Origin of the sequence: Bacteroides bouchesdurhonensis (assembly GCF_900155865.1) — a bacterium.
GTDB lineage: Bacteria > Bacteroidota > Bacteroidia > Bacteroidales > Bacteroidaceae > Bacteroides > Bacteroides bouchesdurhonensis.
In genome coordinates, this window is record NZ_LT707006.1 from 2,713,483 (window position 1) to 2,732,661 (window position 19,179).

Sequence of the window (19,179 nt, forward strand, 5' to 3'; positions counted from 1 at the left end):
TCTACCTTTGCAACCGCAAACGAAAAAAATGCGGAAATAGCTCAGTTGGTAGAGCATAACCTTGCCAAGGTTAGGGTCGCGAGTTCGAGTCTCGTTTTCCGCTCATGTTTTTTTTGAAATGTTGGAAATAAATCTTTGCCCAGGTGGCGGAATTGGTAGACGCGCACGTTTCAGGTGCGTGTGTCGCGAGGCATGCAGGTTCGAGTCCTGTTCTGGGCACAGAGATTATTAACTTTAATTCTGGAGAGGTGGCGGAATTGGTAGACGCGCTACTTTGAGGGGGTAGTGACAGTTATGTCGTGGGAGTTCGAGTCTCCTTCTCTTCACAGGTAATTAAAGGATTTTGCGGAAATAGCTCAGTTGGTAGAGCATAACCTTGCCAAGGTTAGGGTCGCGAGTTCGAGTCTCGTTTTCCGCTCTTATTTCTTTGAAATATTGAAACTAAGTTTTGCCCAGGTGGCGGAATTGGTAGACGCGCACGTTTCAGGTGCGTGTGTCGCGAGGCATGCAGGTTCGAGTCCTGTTCTGGGCACCACTCATTCAGATCGCTGAAGAAGAAAAAAAGAAATTTAGTTTGCGGAAATAGCTCAGTTGGTAGAGCATAACCTTGCCAAGGTTAGGGTCGCGAGTTCGAGTCTCGTTTTCCGCTCATATAAGTCCTAGGTTGTCAATCACTTTGATTGGCAACCTTTTTTATTTATGTAATGAGTCTTATTTATTGACAGCAATGTTTTTTAATGAGTATATGATTCCTCAGCATAATATATCAAATTTTTGAGGGTCAGTCCAAAAATCCTGTGGGTATGTTATGTTAATACGCGAAAGTAATCTATCTTTGCGGTTAGATTTTAACAACAACAATCCAATGAATTCTAGTCGCACCCTACATAAGTTACTACGAGTCATCTTCCCCGAAGTTTTAATGGAGTATTTTGAGATTTCCGGTTGGCATGACGACTCTGCCAAAATCGAAGTTTGGCTTGATGAAAAGAACTACCTGGAACGTTCCGATTACAAGAGTGGAACTGTGATTTCACATGGTTTTACAGATGAGAAAGTTATCCAGGACTTTCCTCTTCGTGGCAAACCGGTTTATCTCCACGTAAGACGTCGCCGCTGGTATGACAAGGCTAGCGGGGAAACGTTTTCCTATACCTACGATGATCTTACTGCCGAAGGGACGAAACTCACTCCTGAGTTCGTTGCTTTTTTAAAAGAAGAAGATTGAAACTACGGCGGCCAGTATAAGCTCCATAGCAGATGCTTATGGGGTAAACGGTAAACAGCTAGCTTCACAGTACAAGGAGTTTATCAGCGCATACAGAGAGTGGGACCAGTTGGACCATGCCACAGACTATGTCCTGTTCAAGCAGAACCTGGGTCCCAGCCTTTGTATTGACGAGACTTCCTTGAGCTGCGGAGAATTATATACTGTTGTCACTAACCGTGCGGGGCGTGGTGGCAGAGGCACCCTTGTGGCCATGATACGTGGCACGAAGTCTGAAGACGTCATCAAGGTACTTGAAATGATTCATGTCTCCAAGCGCAAGACGGTCAAGGAGGTCACTTTGGACCTTTCGCCGACCATGATGCGGATTGTCCGAACGGCTTTTCCCAACGCCACTATGACCAATGACCGGTTTCATGTACAGAAGCTCTTTTATGAGGCAATTGATGAACTCAGGATTACTTATCGCTGGATGGCACGGGATCTGGAGAACGATGAAATTCAGCGGTGCAGGGAGCAGGGTATAGACTATGTTCCGTTTCGATATGCCAATGGCGATACCCGTAAGCAGCTGCTGGCAAGGGCTAAGCATGTACTTGTCAAGCATTTTAGCAAATGGACTGAATCCCAAAGAATACGTGCGGAAATCATATTCAAACATTATCCGGAACTGAAATCAGTTTACGACTTGGCTATAGAGTTGACCAATATATACAATAAGCACTATGACAAGGATGTGGCACGTGGAAAGCTTGCCTTGTGGTACAATAAGATAGAAAAGCTTGGATACGGATGTTTCAGAACCGTAACGAATACCATGCAGAACTATTATGAAACAATACTAAACTATTTCGTTAACAGGGAAACGAATGCATTTGCAGAATCATTCAATGCAAAAATCAAAGCCTTCAGAGCACAGTTTAGGGGAGTCGGAGATATACCTTTCTTTATTTTTAGATTATGCAAACTAACTGTATAGATTTAACATACCCACAGGATTTTCGGACTGACCCATTTTTGAGAGATCCTATTAGGGCTTTATGATATAAGGAAAAGTGATATTAACCCTCTTGCAATTGCTGGAAAAATAATTTACTGCATTATTTCATTCTTATTATATAGATTCGATTTCTCAGTTTTCTTTCTTCTCTATTATTTCTTATTTTTTTGTGTTATGCAATATGTGTTAAAAGCCGGAAGCGAATTAATTTTGTTTTTTGTCATGAATTGTATCATATAAAAAGTAATGCAAATGAAAAATAGAAATGGATTTAGTCAATGTGCTGAGCAGTACATTGCACGTTTACGGAAAGAAGGCCGTTATTCAACAGCACATGTATACAAGAATGCGCTTTATTCTTTCACTAGTTTTTGCGGTACTATACATGTATCGTTTAATCAGATAACTCGGGAGTGTCTGCGACATTACGGACAACATCTTTATGGATGTGGATTGAAACCTAATACAATTTCTACGTATATGCGGATGCTTCGTAGTATTTATAATCGAGGAGTAGAAGCGGGAAATGCTCCTTATATTCCTCGTTTATTTCGTGATGTGTATACTGGAGTGGATGTACGTCAGAAAAAAGCTCTGCCTGTTGGAGAGCTCCATAAGTTACTTTATGAAGATCCCGGTTCAGAGCAACTACGGCGTACACAGGCTATGGCTGCTCTGATGTTTCAGTTTTGTGGGATGCCATTTGTAGATTTTGCCTATATGGAAAAGTCTGCTTTACAACAGAATGTGCTACACTATAATCGTGTGAAAACTCGGACACCGATGAGTATAGAAGTTTTGGATACAGCAAAAGAGCTTATAAACCAACTCCGTAACAAACATATTCCATTGCCTGGTTACCCTGATTATCTGTTTAATGTATTGAGTGGGAATAAAAAGAGAAAAGAAGAAAGTGCATATCGTGAATACCAATCGGCTCTTCGGCTATTCAATAATCGTCTAAAAGGACTTGCCAGAGCTTTGCACTTAAGCTCTTTAGTTACTTCTTATACGCTTCGCCATTCGTGGGCGACTACTGCAAAGTATCGGGGAGTGCCTATTGAGATGATCAGCGAATCATTAGGGCATACGTCAATCAAAACAACGCAAATCTATTTGAAAGGCTTTGGATTGAAAGAACGTACAGAAGTAAATAGGTTGAATTTATGTTACGTTAAGAGATGTATGACAAACTAATCTGTGTGAGTTAAAAACTTGAAAATCAATATTAAAGTATGTTTGTTACTTCTTAGGTAACGGAATTAAATCTGCCGCAAAGATATACAAAAATATAAATAACAAGCAATTTTTTATCTGTTTTTTTCTTTATCTCAATGATTTAGGATAAAAAAATGTCAGAGCATGAAATTATCTGATCTTCATACTCTATAATTTATTTGCTTTATTTTTTAATCAGTATTCCTTTCACTAAAGATAAATACCCTTCTAACATTGTATTTGTCGATGTTTTTCTTTTTTTCATTTGATATGGTTTTGTTTTTGTGTATTCCGTTACCTAAGAAGTAACGGGCAAGTATGGGGTAAAAAATATGATTTCGAGGGAATAGAAATCAATGAATGGTGGGGCATAGATAGAAATAGGGGAGTAGGTTGCATTTTTGTAACCTTAACGGGCTGTGTTTAATTGTTTAATAATGATGAGTTAATGAAAGTATGGGTATGTGTGTGCTCTGTCACATTGTTGTTGATGTCTTGCCAATCGTATAAGAATGTGCCTTATCTGATAGATGCAGAAGAGGTATGTCAAAGGACACAACAGGAGAAACTTTATGATGCTAAAATTATGCCTAAAGACTTGCTGACGATTGTAGTGTCGTGTACAAGTCCGGAATTGGCTGCTCCTTTTAATCTGACTGTAGCTACTGGGAATAATGTCGCTTTGAATTATACAACAACACAGCCCGTTTTACAACAATATCTGGTTGATAATGATGGAAAAATTAATTTCCCTGTGCTTGGAGAATTATCCGTAGGAGGGTTGACTAAGAAGCAGACAGAGCAATTGGTAGTGGAAAAATTAAAACCTTATTTAACGGAAACTCCTATTGTTACTGTACGTATGGTGAACTATAAAATCTCGGTAATTGGTGAAGTGGCACATCCCGGTACATTTATTATTTCGAATGAAAAAGTGAATCTTTTGGAAGCATTGGCTATGGCAGGAGATATGACAGTGTACGGGCTTCGTAATGATATCAAGTTGATTCGTGAAGATACTACCGGTAAGCAAGAGATAGTATCTTTGGATTTGAATAAAGCAGAAACGATTTTTTCTCCTTATTATTATCTGCAGCAAAATGATATTGTCTATGTGACTCCGAATAAAGCTAAGGCACGGAATGCTGATATTGGAAGTAGTACAAGTTTATGGTTTTCGGCAACTTCCATTTTAATCTCTCTTGCCAGCTTGTTATTTAATATTTTAAAATAGCTTATATAATGAAAGAGAATTCATATGGGGAGGTAAACGTGGTGAATGAAGAAGAGATTGATCTTCGGGAATTAATCTTTAGTTATTTGGCTTATTGGCCGTGGATTATTACATCTGTATTTCTTTGTTTCGTAGGTGCCTGGTTGTATTTATATTTCACTCCTCCTGTTTATCGTGTCTCTGGTTCTATTATTATTAAAGATGAAAAAAAAGAAGGGAACGTGGGAACTGCTATCGGATTGGAGAATTTAGGATTGGGTGGTATGATTACGGCTTCGCAAAATATGGACAATGAGTTGGAAGTATTGCGTTCCAAGTCATTACTTAAAAGAGTGGTGAACGATCTGGAACTGTATATAACTTATAAGAATGAGGATGAATTTCCAGCGAAGGATCTGTATAAATCTTCCCCTGTCATAGTTAGTTTGACTCCACAAGAGGCTGATAAATTGTCGGAAAGTGTACTTATTGATATGAAGTACTCATCAGTGGATGGTTTAGAGATCAAAGTGAATGTTGGAGATAGTCTATATAGCCGTCACTTTAATCAGTTGCCGGCAGTATTACCTACAGATATCGGAACTTTTGGCTTTATATTAAATGATTCCTTTCAGTCAGGAGAGGGAAAAGAAGTCTTTCATGTCAGCGCAGCGATTTCTCAACCGATGAAAGTGGCTAAAGGATATCTCAATGCTTTGACTATAAAACCAACATCCAAAACAACTTCTGTTGCTATCATTTCTTTGGAAAATACTAATTCCCGGCGTGGACGTGATTTTATCAATAAATTATTGGAGATGTATAATCGGAATGCTAATAATGACAAAAATGAATTAGCAGAGAAAACGCGTGATTTTATCAATACCCGAATTGAGATAATTAATAAAGAACTGGGAAATACTGAAGAAAAACTGGAAACGTTCAAGAGAAATGCCGGATTGACAAATATAAGTAATGATGCAGAATTGGCATTGGAAGGAAATGCGGAGTATGAAAAGAAACGAGTGGCAAACGGAACACAAATTAATTTGATACACGACTTAGTTGCCTATATCAATGACTCTTCGAATGAGTTTGAAGTACTTCCGGGGAATATTGGTTTATCGGATGGTGGTCTCTCCACACAAATCGACCGTTATAATGAGTTGATTCTTGAACGTAAACGGCTTTTGAATACTTCTACAGAAAATAATCCTACCATTATTAATCTGACTGCAAGTATTCAGGCTATGAAAACGAATGTACGGGCGACTATGAATGGAGTTCTGCAAGGGTTGCTTATAACAAAAGCTGATTTGGATCGTGAAGCTAAACGTTTTTCGCGTCGTATTAGTGACGCTCCCGGACAGGAACGCCAATATGTGAGTATTACCCGTCAGCAAGAGATTAAAGCGGGACTTTATTTAATGCTTTTGCAAAAACGGGAAGAAAATGCTATAACATTGGCTGCTACTGCCAATAATGCTAAAATAATTGATGAACCGATTGCGGATGATGTCCCTGTTTTTCCTAGACGGCTAATTATTTACATTATTGCATTGATATTAGGAATGGGAATACCGGCGGCAGCTATTTTCTTGATAGGATTGCTTAAATTCAAGATTGAAGATTGTATCGATGTAGAGAAGCTGACTAAAGTCCCTATTGTTGGTAGTATTCCTCTAGCAGATGGGAAACAGGAAAAGCAAGGTTCGATAGTTGTATTTGAGAACCAAAATAACTTGATGAGTGAGGCTTTTCGTAATATCCGAACTAATCTTCAGTTTATGTTTCATGATGGTGGAAAAGTGATAATGATAACTTCGACCATTAGTGGTGAAGGAAAATCGTTTGTTGCTTCCAATCTCGCTATCAGTCTTTCATTAATGGGTAAGAGAGTGGTAATTGTTGGACTTGATCTTCGTAAGCCGGGATTGAATAAAGTATTTAGCATTTCAACTCAAAAAAGTGGGATCACTCAATATCTGGTAAATCCGGCTACCACAGAACTAATGGATTTGGTACAACCTTCAGGAATAAATTCTAATTTGTATGTTCTGCCGGGCGGAATTGTTCCTCCTAATCCTACGGAATTATTGGCTCGTGATACTTTGGATAAAGCTATTCAGACGTTGAAAGAGCGTTTTGATTATGTAGTTCTTGATACCGCTCCGATAGGTATGGTAACTGATACATTGCTAATTGGTCGTGTTGCTGATTTATCCGTATATGTATGTCGTTCCGGATATACACGTAAAGGGGAGTATATGTTAATTAATGAATTGGCAGAAGGTGGCAAGTTGCCGGATTTATGCACTATTATTAATGGAGAAGATTTGGCAAAAAGGAAATATGGATATTACGGTTACGGTAAGTATGGTGGTAAATATGGTTATGGAAAGGGGTATGGTTACGGCTATGGGCAGAATGTAAGTAAATAGAGTTAAAAGTTCGATATTCCGATTTATGTGTAACTTTTCTCAAAAGAAAAGCCCCGAGATGAAATAAACCCAGAAAAATCGACATTACTTTCGGGATTAGTTCATACAAGGGCTTTTTTAATCATTAGGAATGTTTTTTTATCCCTTAGCCTCCTGATACATGAATCGTTTGATTGATTTCTTTGCTGTTTTTTCAAACTCTTCAAAGTGTATTTTAATTTTGCTGATTTGACAGTAACCAGGAAGTTGCTGGTTCAACTCTATACGATTGGCTTCCATCATTTTTTCAACGTCCGTTTGCTGTAATCCATGTGCAAAAGCATCGTCGAAATCCGGGTAAATTAGTGCCACCAACTTATCATGTTGCAAGACGATCAGTGATTCCGATATATACGGCATATTGTTTAGCTTACTTTCTATTTCCTCCGGATAGATATTTTGCCCACTGGAAGTCAGTAGCATGTTTTTGCTACGTCCGCGAACTGTTACATGTCCGTTTTCGTCAATTGTTGCAAGATCGCCAGTATGAAGCCATCCATGAGTATCTATTATTTGAGAGGTAGCTTCCGGATTCTTATAATAACCTAACATAAGGTTCATACCTTTACAAACAATTTCTCCTGCATGAGTTTTGGGGTCCGATGAATCTATACGTACTTCCATCCGGCTGGCTGCTTTTCCGCAAGAAGCCAGTTTTAGGGTATCCCAACGACTAGAACAAATGATCGGACCACATTCGGTCATACCGTATGCAATGGTATAGGGGAATCCTATTTTCTTGAGAAAGGCTTCTACTTCTGCATTAAAAGGAGCACCGCCGATAATGATTTCATCAAAGTTACCTCCAAAGATTTCCATGGCGGCTTGACATGCTGCCGCTTTTATTTTATCATTTATAATAGGAACTCTCAGCAGAAGCTTGCCTATTTTACTATCTACTTTCGGAAGAATCTCTTTTTTGATAATCTTCTCGACGATTAATGGTACGCAGGAAATAACCTTTGGTTTTATCTCTGCGAAAGATTGTGCAATAATCTTTGGAGATGGCATACGTGTTAGGAAGTAGATATGGGCACCTGATGAGAATCCATACAAGAAGTCATATACCATACCGAATACATGTCCCATAGGTAGCGTCGATACAATGTGATCACCGGGTTTTACAGGAAGCATTTCATGGCAGTAGGTTACGTTAGACCATAGACTACGGTAGGGTAGCATTACACCTTTAGAATAACCTGTGGTTCCAGAAGTATAGTTGATAACGGCAAGCTCTTCCGGTCGATCTTTCCGGTAACAAATGTGTTCTTGACGGAAACATTTCGGATAACGTTCTCCGTAAATGGCGTTACGATGTTCGAAAGCATAACTCAGTTTTTCGTTGCGTGATACCAATGGAGAAAAATCGGTAAGTGAAGCAATACCTTCTAACAGAGGCATTAGGTCTTCATTTAAATTTTCCCATACTTGGTCGCCAACAAAAAGCAGTTTAGCTTCGGAGTGATTGACGATATTATGAATATTGTCTGCCTTAAATTCATGTAGAATAGGAACGATTACAGCTCCATATGTAATGGTTGCAAGAAAAGCAACACCCCAATGGGCACTGTTACGTCCACAGACTGCTATCTTATCACCCGGCTGAATACCGGCACTCTCGAGTACGATATGAAATTTGGCTATCTTACGTGCTACATCTTTATATTGTAGAGTGATTCCTTTGTAGTCTGTCAGGGCGTTTCTATCCCAATTCTTGATTATACCTTGTTCAATATAATCAATGAACGGTTGTTTTTGTTCCATGTCGAATTTTTGCACATTTGGTTTTAAACTGCGCAAAAATAATATTTCATTAACATAAACTGAATTTTAATTCTAAGTTTTACGGTTAATTAACGAGGGAGATTGGTGGTATCTTTAATTGCGGACAGGTGAAAGAAAATTAGCTATTAGCATAATAAAATATGCTAATAGCTAAACTGTTTTTGTTAATACCTTAAGGAATACTCTTCCATACGTTATTCTGAAGTAATAACTTCTTCTTTTTGTTTTTCGGAAATAAGTAGCAGTTTATCTCCTTTATGCAATTTCAGTGTTCCGTTAGGAATCAAAAACTCATCTCCGCGTTTTACGATCATTACCAATGTGCCTTTAGGTAAGTTCATATCCTTCAATGTATCTGCTTCTTCCAGCATTTTTTCTGTGACCGTCATATCACTAAGATCCGAGTCTATTTCTTCGGGAAGTTCTACTCCGAAGTCATTGCCCGTTTTAGGAAGTGGTTCGGAGAGATGTAACAAACGGGCTACCGAGGAAACAGTTGTTCCCTGAATAATCAGTGAGACGATCGTGATGAAAAATACTATATTGAAGATGATATTTGAACCTTCTACGCCTGCAACTACCGGATAGGTGGCGAAAATAATAGGAACTGCTCCGCGCAATCCTACCCATGAAACGAAAAGACGAGATTTCATTGTGATCTTCTTAAAGGGTAACAAGCATAGAAATACACTTAAAGGACGACCGATGACGATCATAAAGATTCCGATCAACAATGCTACAACAGCTACTTCCAACATTTCATGCGGATTGACAAGCAGTCCCAAGCAAAGGAACATGATAATCTGAAACAACCAAGTGAGCCCGTCCATAAAAGTGTAAATCTCTTTACGGTGCATGATTTTGTTGTTTCCTACCATGATACCGGCAATGTATACGGCAAGATAACCGTTACCTTTCAGTAAATCTGTGATAGAAAAAGTAAAGAATATGAATGCCAGCAATAGGATAGGATATAAAGCTTGGTTATCGATATTGAGTTTATTCAGCATACGTATGGCCAGTTTGCCAAGTAAGTATCCTGCAGCTGCACCTATGATGAATTGGATGGCAAAGGAGAAGATAATGGAGCCTACTCCCATACCTGCCGATTGGATAAATTGTATCAATACAATGGTCAGCATATATGCCATCGGATCATTACTACCACTTTCAAGTTCTAGCATGGGACGAAGATTATGTTTCAAGTTCATCTTCTGTGAGCGTAGTATAGCGAATACTGATGCGGAATCGGTTGATGACATGGTGGAAGCTAATAGCAGGGAAGTAGTGATAGGCAGGTAAATGTTTGTCCAGCTCATACCGGAAAGCCACCATATAAATAGTCCGGTAAATAGAGCTGTGAGCAGAACTCCGACTGTGGAAAGAACAATACCGGGAACTAGTATAGGCTTTATTTCTCTGAATTTCGTATCCATACCTCCAGAGAATAGGATGATACTTAATGCAACCATACCAATAAATTGTGCTTCCTTCGCATTATGAAACTGGAGTCCGAGTCCGTCGCTACCAAATAGCATACCTACTACAAGGAATAGTAATAAAGCAGGTACTCCGAAACGGTATCCGGTTTTTCCAACTACGATACTGACGAAAAGTAAGATAGAGCCAACAAGTAAGATGTTTTCTGCTGTAAAAATCATAGACTATACTTATAAAAGTTATATAAATCTTAAATTAGTGTTCACTGTGCGAAGTTACACATTATTTAAAACAAATAAAAGTCCTGTTTGGATGTATTTTTCGAGGAAAAGGTAGTTAAATTGTTTGAAAGCATTGATTTTGTACCCAATTAATCTACTTCGTACTTATGGATTCTAACAATCTTACTCCTTTGCGGAAGGGGGGGTAGGAGTATAATTCTTATTTTTCATGCGGTTACTAAGGGAAAAGTTCCTATATTTTTAGTATATTTTATAACCACTGGAACTTTAAACCAAAAGACAAACTCAGATAATCGCGTGGACGCAGATAATTGTTGGTGACAGCACTAATCAGATACAGGTCACATGTGCTTAGCTCATAAAATAAGGTCACAGACTTTGCTAGGAATCGACGGCGAGGATCGATTTCGTAAGTTAACCGTTGTCCCAGATAAATATGGATACGTACTTTGCTTGAGAATCCGTAATAACCTTTTGGATAACGATCAGGCTCGTGTACCCAGAATTGGTCACCGAATACCGTATTCAAATAGAGTCCGCAGGATAAAGGCTCAGTAGAGAATCCCTTTCCTAAATCCAAGCTCCAAGGCATATAATTTTGTTTCAGCGTCATTGTAATCTTAGCCTTTTTCGACGAATATTTTGGTAGAAATCCGAGTAGCAGATCCGTTTCCCATTGATTATGCTTTCCGTAGTCCCAACCCGTTCCGAAAGATAGCAATCCCATGTTTCCCGCAAATTGTATCTTTGAATGAGTGGGAATGATGCGCTCCCAATTCTTACGCATACGGTGTACTCGTTTGTCATAACGGGTATGCCCTATACTTTCTTTTGTGTTCGAAATTACCGAGTCGGCCTGAAGAATCGTAAATAGAGAATCACCAGTATGGTAAGCAATGACTGAATCGGATTTGATAACTATCCGTACAGAATCAGGCTTATAATTTTTGATAATAGTATCTGTCCCGCAAATAGCTGATGCCAGACAGGGAATAAGCAGAAGAATATTCAGTACTCCTGCACGAAGTATATATTTAGAATTCGACCAATTCATATTCATATTTTTCCGGGGTTATAGTAAATACGATATAGCTGCGATGTTTCATACAGTCACTTATGATGTAATGCATCCCATCATCAAAAAAAACTTTGTCTCCAAAACCATGATCATGGGCAGCAGTACAGAACTGTATGCCCGGATACTGAAGAATGTAATGTTCGAAAACTTTGCCTACATTATCATTAAAAACATCAGCGAAGGGAGGAGCGTGCATACTTACTACACTCTTTTCGAACTCATCTTTCCGGTTTGTCAGTTCGTTTTCCATAAATGTGAAATCGGGGATAGGTTCGGAATAATCGTATTCCAATGCATTTGTGTTGAGACAGATAAATTTCACGTTGCCTGCAATAAAAGAGAAATTGGATGGTCCGAATACTTTTTTATATGTCTCTGCCCCTGTACCTAAACAATCATGATTACCCATCAATACGACATAAGGAACCTTTAGCTTGTTCATGATATCCCTTTGCCAGAGAAATTCTTTAGTAAGACCGAAATCACTCATGTCCCCACCATGAATGACGAAGTCGATATCATCCCGTTGATTGATTTCATTTACGAAATCTTCTGTTTCGTCGTACCAGCGTTGTGAATCTCCCATTGTGATAAAACGTAGAGTAGTTTTGCCTTTGCAATTTATCTCTATCTGCTCGATATTATGAGCATTGACATCTGTCTCACCACTGATACGTACATCGTATGGGTGGTAATCTATCATATCGCAACCTGCGAGTATTAGGCATGATAACAATGTGTATAAACCTCTTCTTAACATAAATATTTGTATTGGAAAACTTGGCGCAAATGTAGAGTTTTCTATTTGGATAGGCAAAACCTTCTGATAAATTGAGGACACTATGAACAATAAATAAGAGAAATTGAACAGTAAATCAAAGAATCAAAGGGGCACTGTTATCAATATAAGACTTTACTTTTATTTAATTAAGTAGATATGGTGGGTTTTCTTCAATTTAGTTGAGAATTTGGAGAGTACTTATTGTTGCACCTGCTTGGATACCTTTTTTATATAGATCATCAGACTGATAACTGCTGTTGTGAAAGCTAATGCATCTGATACGGGCATACTGATCCAAATACCTTTCAGTCCCCACCAATTAGGGAATAGCAGCAAGCAAGGCAATAGATAAAGTAATTGTCTGGTCAATGAAAGGAAAATACTGACTTTCGCTTTGCCAATGCTTTGGAAGAAGTTACCAATAACAATTTGTGCTCCTACAAATGGGAACATCAATACAGCTAGACGTAATCCTTCTACGGCAAGATCAATCAATTCGTCATTGTCGGTAAAAAGTGCCGATACGGCATGAGGAAATAGTTCGCAAATCAAGAAACCGCTGCTCGTGATAATTACACCGGAAATGATCCCTAGTCGTAACGTTTGTTTTACGCGATCAATTTTCTGTGCTCCGAAGTTATAACCTATAATTGGTTGCATACCCATGGTAAGTCCTAATACAATCATCACATAGAGCGTCAATAATCGGTTGATAATGCCATAAGCACCAATAGCCATGTCTCCTCCATATTCTTGAAGACTGTTATTGATGATGATAACAATTGCACACGCACATACATTCATCAGGAACGGTGACATGCCGATAGCGAAGATACTATCTACGATCCGCTTTTTCATCTTCCAGATCTTACCTTCGAAATGCACTGTGTTCTCTTTATTGATGAAGTGACTTACCACCCAAACCATTCCGATAAACTGTGAGATAACTGTTGCTGTTGCTGCTCCACGCATACCCCATTCGAATTGGAAAATAAAGATAGGAGCAAGGATGATATTGGATACTACTGTTACCATGGAGGTAAGCATTGCTTTCTTCGGATATCCCGTGGCACGCATCACATTGTTCAAACCGATCATGGTATAGGTAATAGGGGTTCCTAGCAGGATAACTTGCATAAAGCTGCGAGCATAAGGTAATGTATCGCTACTTGCTCCGAAGAAAACCAAGATATCATCCAGAAAAATAAACGATAATATACCGAAGAAAACAGAATTGGTGATGCAAAGCATGAGGGTATGAGATAGTATTTCCGTAGCTCCTTTCAGATCTTTCTGTCCCAGCCGGATAGAAGCGATTGTAGAACCACCGGCAGAAACTAACGTGCAAAAAGCGACGACAAGATTCATCAAAGGGAAGCTGACTGCTAATCCGGCAATAGCCATTGGACCTACACCATGCCCTATAAAGATACTGTCGATAATGTTATAGATAGAGGTAATTGTCATTCCGATAATGGCTGGAATAGAATATTGCAACAACAATTTCCCGATATGTTCCTTCCCTAATATGTGTGGGTCGTTTTTACTCATGTGCAAGTACGAATTTTGTTGGATGAAAACGTGAGTTACGTTTTTTTAAGTGGGGCAAAGTTACGAATAATTTGTCTGATTCGATGATTATTCGGAACTTTGCACACTCAATACACAAGGTTTAACGTTTTAGGTAGAAAGAAAGTTTGGAGATATGGATGCAACAAAAAATATAGCAGCACTTTTTGATTTTGATGGAGTGATCATGGATACAGAAACTCAGTACACTGTTTTCTGGAATGAACAAGGGCGCAAATATCTAGGACAGGAAGATTTTGGTCGTAATATCAAGGGGCAGACATTGTTTCAAATCTATGAAAAATATTTCTCCGATAAGCAGGAAGCTCAACGGCAGATTAATTCAGATCTCAACGTTTTTGAGAAAAATATGTCCTACGAATATATTCCCGGAGTGGAAGCTTTTATGGCTGATCTTCGTAGCCATGGAGTAAAAATAGCAGTAGTGACTAGTTCTAATGAAGAGAAGATGCAAAACGTTTACAACGCCCACCCTGAATTTAAAGAAATGGTAGATCGCATTTTGACCGGAGAGATGTTTGCTCGCTCAAAACCTGCTCCCGACTGTTTCCTTTTAGGTATGGAAATCTTTAACGTCTCACCGGAGCGTACTTATGTTTTTGAAGACTCTTTCCATGGATTGCAAGCGGGAAATACTTCGGGTGCTACTGTTATCGGTCTGGCAACTACTAATTCTCGTGAAGCGATTGCCGGAAAAGCGAAATATATAATAGATGACTTTACTGGGATGACTTATGAGAAACTGCTGGCTATTTAGTTAGCAGTTCATTAATTCTGTTTATTAGCTCCTGTTTTTGACTAGGTTTTGGAGCATGTCTATCTATTATATTTCCTTCTTTATCAAGTAGTATGAAAGTGGGGAAAGAATTAATAGAAAGAAGTTTCTCCAGTAATCTTTGTTGATCGTCAGGAAGATTATAGTGTACTATATTAGGACCTGTCAGATGATTCTCCTTTATAATATTCTTCCAGGAATCTTCCGTAGAATTATTAGCCAGATACATGAAAATCACTTCTTTGTCTTTCAACGCTTCTTTGATATCGGGGGTATACTTCATTTCAGCTTTGCATGGAGAACACCATGTACCCCAGAAATCCATATAAATGACTTTTCCTTTATATGGAGCAATAATCTGTCTTAATAACTCGTTTGCATCCGATATATTTTTTAGACCATCATTACTTTTAAGACTTTCTACATTTTCCAATTTTTGTTTGGCAAGGTGCGCATATACTTCTTGCTGTTTTAGTACTATCCTCCGAAGACTTTCGTTGCTTACAAGGCTTTTGAAATAATCAATTGTAGAATTTCTTAATGGTGTTTCTATATTATGCATATATTCGCAGAATGTTTTGGTAGCTATCAATTCTTTCAATATCGGAGTGGCGGCAATTGAGTCAAAACAAATGAGTCCTTCTTGTATTTGCATTAATTCCATTATTTCATTATTCATTGATTCATATTTTTTACAGAGTTCTATAATATTCTTTTCTTGTAAAAGTTGTTTGCCCCGTTCGAAAGCTTCTTTATATGGTTTAGTGACTCTTTCTATTTCTAATGAATCTACGCCAAAATATTTTCCTAAGTTTCTTTCTGACATGACGTGTTCATAAGCGGATAAATCATTTTTCTGCTGGGTTGTCAGTTCATATTCACCTTTCTTATTAGCATATTTGATGATTGTTGTTGTATTTGAGAGGCAATTGGAACTCATGGTATTATTGTAATATCCCAAATAATCAGTCAAGAACCTATTCCCATATATAGTATATGGTTGGGGAAGTTGATGATACAGTTGATCTACATATGCCATATATTCAGAGTTGAAAAACTCTTTATTGAAATTGAAACGTAACGCGAATCGTCTTTGCATTAGAGAACTTGCATGTAACATGAATTCACTGTTATGTTTAATCATTTTGAACTTATCTGATAGTTGTGGATGCCGAGATATGTATTTTTCCACTATCTTCGTTCTTTTATCATATATTTTTTGTTGTTCAGCCAGGTATACGCTATGATCCATTTTCGCATCGTAACGAAGACTATATTTATATAATTCATTTGTAGAAGGATCTCTTTGGTAATTAATTAGTTCCTGATTGAGACGTCCGTTCTGTCCCATAATGCGAGTATCATTATTGGCATTATTGTAGAATAGAAGAAGAGTATCTCCGGGTTCTGCTATAGTGTGTATAGATAATTCGCAACCCTCGCTGTCTATGAATAAGGAATTAGTGTTAATGATGGGTATGATGATATGAAACCGTCCGGAAGAATCAGTTTTAATCTTATAGATATCTTCATTTTCATTAAAGAAATTAGGTATAGTAATTTCTACAGAAGTATTTTCAGGTGTATTACTTATATATCCGATAACTGTGACAGAATCCTGATGATATCCATTATCAATAAATGTATCATGATCTTCTATCGTAAAATCGGGTGCTGAAGAAAAACGTATAAATTTTCTTTTTCCTTTTTGAGTAGATGAGGTAATTGTACAGATACTATCTGCCTTACTATCAAAAGAAATATTTAATTTTAAAACATCTTCTCCTTTATTTAATGTAATTTCGGCTTTGTTCTTTATGAAGTTTAGGGATTGGTATTCCCAGAAATCGTTATTATATATAGCGAACTTCTCGAAGAAACCATATCTCCATTCTTTGCTTTCAGAATCATTCCAACACCCGATTAAACGTTTCATTTGAGGGGTTCCAAGAGTAAATGTGTTTTTCTGCGCTAATGTATTGCTGGTCAGGATAAAAACACAGATCAGCATATTTAGGATGTATTTCATATAGTAATGTTTGTAATGCTGACAAATATAGGATAAATATCTAACATATTTCTTGCTATACACGATTTATTGTCTTTTCTTTCTCTGTTATGAAAGAAATATTATAACTTTGCCGCGTTTTTATTAAACTGAATTCTATTTAATAACTTAAAATTAGAAGAAATGGCTGGTTATATATCAGATGACACAAGAAAAGTGACAACTCATCGCTTGGTAGAAATGAAACAAAGAGGTGAAAAGATTTCAATGCTTACTTCGTATGATTACACAATGGCACAGATCGTAGACGGTGCTGGAATGGATGTAATTTTGGTAGGTGATTCAGCTTCTAATGTGATGGCTGGTAATGTAACCACTTTACCTATCACTCTTGATCAGATGATTTATCATGCGAAGTCTGTAGTACGTGGTGTGAAACGTGCTATGGTAGTAGTTGATATGCCATTCGGCTCTTATCAAGGAAATGAAATGGGAGGATTGGCTTCTGCTATCCGCATCATGAAGGAAAGCCATGCCGATGCGTTGAAACTGGAAGGTGGAGAAGAAATCATTGATACAGTAAAACGTATTATTAGTGCTGGAATTCCTGTGATGGGACACTTGGGGCTGATGCCTCAATCTATTAATAAATACGGAACGTATACAGTACGTGCAAAGGATGATAGTGAGGCAGAGAAACTGATTCGTGATGCTCATTTGCTTGAAGAGGCAGGGTGTTTTGCCATTGTTCTTGAAAAGATTCCCGCTGCTTTGGCTGCTCGTGTCGCCTCTGAATTGACTATTCCTATTATTGGTATTGGTGCCGGTGGTGATGTAGACGGCCAGGTACTTGTTATTCAGGATATGCTGGGAATGAATAACGGTTTTCGTCCTCGTTTCTTACGTCGTTATGCAGACTTGTTTACAGTGATGACTGATGCAATCAGCCACTATATTTCTGACGTTAAGAATTGCGACTTCCCTAATGAGAAGGAACAATATTAAGATATATGGCAATAAAATTATGGACAGCTCATTTTATGCGGATCTGTATAGCTAATTTGCTATTGTTTGTGTCATTGTACGTGTTATTTCCCGTGCTTTCCATAGAAATGGCAGAACGTTTGGGGGTACCAGTGGCACAAACAGGAGTCATCTTTCTCTTTTTGACGTTAGGAATGCTTCTGATTGGTCCGTTTCATGCCTATCTGGTAGATGCTTACAAACGAAAATATGTGTGCATGTTTTCTTTTGCTGTGATGGTAGCAGCAACAGTAGGATATGCTTTCGTCACAAATATGACGGAGCTTATTTTGCTGAGTATGGTACAAGGAGTTGCTTTTGGGATGGCTTCCACTGCCGGAATTACATTAGCTATTGATATTACCAGTTCCTCTCTCCGAAGTACCGGAAATGTCAGCTTTTCGTGGATGGCACGATTGGGGATGATTATTGGAATTGCATTAGGAGTCTGGTTCAATCAAAACTATTCGTTTATCAATTTGCTTACTGTATCGGTTATTATTGGGATAGTTGGAATTTTAGTTACAGCAGGGGTATACGTACCATTTCGTGCGCCCATTGTTACGAAGTTATATTCATTTGACCGATTCTTGTTGCTTCGCGGATGGGTTCCAGTTATCAATCTGATTCTTATAACTTTTGTTCCGGGGTTATTGATTTCATTGGCGCATCCTTTTTTAAACGATTCCATACTAAGGCACATTGGTATATCCCTGCCATTCTTTACAGGTGTCGGAGCAGGCTTTATAGTATCTTTATTGTTTGCACGTTTGTTTTTCCTAAAAGAAAAAACTTTGCGGTTAGTTATCATTGGATTGGGATTGGAGACTCTTGCTTTTTCTTTGTTAGGAGCAGATAGAACTATTGGTATATCTTCAGTGCTGATGGGATTAGGACTAGGCTTTGTAATGCCGGAGTTTTTGGTTATATTCGTGAAGCTGTCTCATCATTGCCAACGAGGAACAGCAAACACTACGCATCTCTTGGCAAGTGAAATAGGAATTGCCTTAGGAATTGCTGCTTCTTGCGATATGAGTACAGATGAGATGCTTTTTATCGGGCAAATTGTTGCTGCAATAGCATTATTGTTCTTTGTTTTAATTACTTATCCTTATTACAAGAAGATGAAAGTAAGATAGGATCAAGATTTATATGTTGTCAAACCTATGCAAAGTATAAAAGCGGATGTAGATAACTGAATCTTCTTATTCATTAAATATAATAGACCTACAACTAAATAAAGGAATCGACGCGAATATAGTTGTGCCATCCTATTGTCACAAGTAATAGATATCAAGTTCCCGGAATTAACTCCTTA

General features: G+C 38.1%; 14 protein-coding genes and 6 tRNA genes. 14 read left to right on the plus strand and 6 right to left on the minus strand.

The window, feature by feature from the left end; translation table 11 throughout:
- Positions 1 to 30 precede the first annotated feature (30 nt).
- The 11 genes from CZ225_RS11335 (at position 31) to CZ225_RS11385 (ending at position 7,100) form a co-directional block, all read left to right on the plus strand.
- Positions 31 to 103, plus strand: a tRNA-Gly gene (locus CZ225_RS11335).
- Positions 104 to 137: 34 nt separating this feature from the next.
- Positions 138 to 219, plus strand: a tRNA-Leu gene (locus CZ225_RS11340).
- 23 nt (positions 220 to 242) lie between these two features.
- Positions 243 to 326, plus strand: a tRNA-Leu gene (locus CZ225_RS11345).
- 19 nt (positions 327 to 345) lie between these two features.
- Positions 346 to 418, plus strand: a tRNA-Gly gene (locus CZ225_RS11350).
- A 32-nt stretch (positions 419 to 450) separates the two neighbouring features.
- Positions 451 to 535: transfer RNA gene (locus tag CZ225_RS11355), tRNA-Leu, on the plus strand.
- 41 nt (positions 536 to 576) lie between these two features.
- Positions 577 to 649 (plus strand) — tRNA-Gly (locus CZ225_RS11360).
- Positions 650 to 865: 216 nt separating this feature from the next.
- Entirely contained in the window at positions 866 to 1,228 is a 363-nt protein-coding gene (locus CZ225_RS11365) for an ISAon1 family transposase N-terminal region protein (RefSeq protein ID WP_077153107.1), read from the plus strand.
- Positions 1,229 to 1,253: 25 nt separating this feature from the next.
- A complete protein-coding gene (locus tag CZ225_RS11370) occupies positions 1,254 to 2,207 on the plus strand; it encodes an ISAon1 family transposase (RefSeq protein ID WP_449374845.1) in 954 nt (317 codons plus the stop codon).
- 273 nt (positions 2,208 to 2,480) lie between these two features.
- Positions 2,481 to 3,425 (plus strand): tyrosine-type DNA invertase cluster 3b, encoded by a 945-nt coding sequence (locus CZ225_RS11375; protein WP_083714724.1) that lies wholly within the window; start codon positions 2,481 to 2,483, stop codon positions 3,423 to 3,425.
- A gap of 469 nt (positions 3,426 to 3,894) precedes the next feature.
- A complete protein-coding gene (locus tag CZ225_RS11380; RefSeq protein ID WP_077154133.1) occupies positions 3,895 to 4,680 on the plus strand; it encodes a polysaccharide biosynthesis/export family protein in 786 nt (261 codons plus the stop codon).
- Between the two features lie 8 nt (positions 4,681 to 4,688).
- Positions 4,689 to 7,100, plus strand: coding sequence for a GumC family protein (locus CZ225_RS11385; protein ID WP_077154134.1), 2,412 nt, complete (start codon positions 4,689 to 4,691; stop codon positions 7,098 to 7,100).
- Positions 7,101 to 7,238: 138 nt separating this feature from the next.
- Here CZ225_RS11385 and CZ225_RS11390 read toward each other — a convergent pair whose 3' ends face one another.
- The 5 genes from CZ225_RS11390 to CZ225_RS11410 form a co-directional block, all read right to left on the minus strand.
- Entirely contained in the window at positions 7,239 to 8,903 is a 1,665-nt protein-coding gene (locus CZ225_RS11390; RefSeq protein ID WP_077154135.1) for a long-chain fatty acid--CoA ligase, read from the minus strand.
- Between the two features lie 215 nt (positions 8,904 to 9,118).
- Positions 9,119 to 10,585: a potassium/proton antiporter gene (locus CZ225_RS11395; RefSeq protein ID WP_077154136.1), complete on the minus strand. Its 1,467-nt coding sequence runs from the start codon at positions 10,583 to 10,585 to the stop codon at positions 9,119 to 9,121.
- Positions 10,586 to 10,856: 271 nt separating this feature from the next.
- Entirely contained in the window at positions 10,857 to 11,660 is an 804-nt protein-coding gene (locus CZ225_RS11400) for a hypothetical protein (protein ID WP_129585794.1), read from the minus strand.
- Complete coding sequence (locus tag CZ225_RS11405) at positions 11,641 to 12,444, minus strand: metallophosphoesterase family protein (RefSeq protein ID WP_077154137.1); 804 nt, start codon at positions 12,442 to 12,444, stop codon at positions 11,641 to 11,643. The genes CZ225_RS11400 and CZ225_RS11405 overlap by 20 nt, the downstream gene beginning before the upstream one ends.
- Positions 12,445 to 12,663: 219 nt before the next feature.
- Positions 12,664 to 14,016, minus strand: a complete 1,353-nt coding sequence (locus tag CZ225_RS11410) for an MATE family efflux transporter (protein WP_077154138.1) — start codon at positions 14,014 to 14,016, stop codon at positions 12,664 to 12,666.
- A gap of 154 nt (positions 14,017 to 14,170) precedes the next feature.
- Between CZ225_RS11410 and CZ225_RS11415 the strand changes: the two genes are divergently transcribed.
- On the plus strand, positions 14,171 to 14,812 hold the full coding sequence (locus tag CZ225_RS11415; RefSeq protein ID WP_077154139.1) for an HAD family hydrolase: 642 nt from the start codon (positions 14,171 to 14,173) through the stop codon (positions 14,810 to 14,812).
- Here CZ225_RS11415 and CZ225_RS11420 read toward each other — a convergent pair.
- Positions 14,805 to 16,859, minus strand: coding sequence for a TlpA family protein disulfide reductase (locus CZ225_RS11420; RefSeq protein ID WP_083714630.1), 2,055 nt, complete (start codon positions 16,857 to 16,859; stop codon positions 14,805 to 14,807). The two genes, CZ225_RS11415 and CZ225_RS11420, sit on opposite strands and share 8 nt — an antisense overlap.
- Positions 16,860 to 17,021: 162 nt before the next feature.
- Between CZ225_RS11420 and panB the strand changes: the two genes are divergently transcribed.
- Together panB and CZ225_RS11430 are read left to right on the plus strand one after the other, a co-directional pair.
- Positions 17,022 to 17,843, plus strand: a complete 822-nt coding sequence (gene panB, locus CZ225_RS11425) for a 3-methyl-2-oxobutanoate hydroxymethyltransferase (RefSeq protein ID WP_077154141.1) — start codon at positions 17,022 to 17,024, stop codon at positions 17,841 to 17,843.
- 5 nt (positions 17,844 to 17,848) lie between these two features.
- Positions 17,849 to 19,000: an MFS transporter gene (locus tag CZ225_RS11430; protein ID WP_077154142.1), complete on the plus strand. Its 1,152-nt coding sequence runs from the start codon at positions 17,849 to 17,851 to the stop codon at positions 18,998 to 19,000.
- Positions 19,001 to 19,179: the final 179 nt, after the last annotated feature.